Source organism: Deinococcus rhizophilus (assembly GCF_030271215.1).
GTDB lineage: Bacteria > Deinococcota > Deinococci > Deinococcales > Deinococcaceae > Deinococcus > Deinococcus rhizophilus.
Map to the genome: position 1 here is coordinate 1 of NZ_JASNGB010000369.1, position 675 is coordinate 675.

1 protein-coding gene is annotated in these 675 nt (G+C 76.7%); it reads left to right on the forward strand.

Annotation, left to right across the window (positions count from 1 at the left end; translation table 11 throughout):
* Window positions 1–675, forward strand: a 675-nt coding sequence (locus tag QOL99_RS17390; RefSeq protein ID WP_285525670.1) for an ATP-binding cassette domain-containing protein, incomplete at both ends; no start/stop codon positions are given.

Below are 675 nucleotides of genomic sequence, written 5' to 3' on the forward strand. Positions count from 1 at the left end.
CGGGCACGGCGCGGGCCCCGCTGGTGGCGTGGGGCGAGCACCTCTCCAGGGGGTACGGCGAGCGGGGGGTGCTGCGGGACGTGGCCTTCCGGCTGCGGCAGGGCGACCGGGTGGCCCTGATGGGCGCGAACGGCACCGGCAAGACCACGCTGATGCGCCTGCTGGCGGGGGAGCTGCACCCCGACCCTGGCCCCCCCGAGCCCGTGCTGCGGGTGGCGAGCGGCGTCACCGTCGCCTCCCTCGACCAGACCTGGCATGGCCTGACCCCCGGCGAGGGGCTGCGGGCGCAGTTCGAGCGCCGCTTCGGGGCGCGGGCCAGTGCGCTGCTGGGCCGCGCCGGATTCACCCCGGAGGACTGGCCCAAGACCCCCGAGGTGCTGTCGGGCGGCGAGCGGGCGCGGGCGGGCCTCGCGCTGGTCAGCGCCCTGCGTGCAGACCTGCTGCTGCTGGACGAACCCACCAACCACCTTGACGTGGACGCGTTGGGGGCGCTGGAGGGGGCCGTCCATGCCTACGGCGGCGCGGTGGTGATCGTGACCCACGACCGCCGCTTTGCCCGCGAGGTCGCCAACCGCCTGTGGGTGATCGAGGACGGCCGACTCCGCGAGCCGCAGGGCTGGGGCTCACGCGAGTACGCCGACCCCGCCCGCCCGCTCACGGGCGACCCACCGCCCC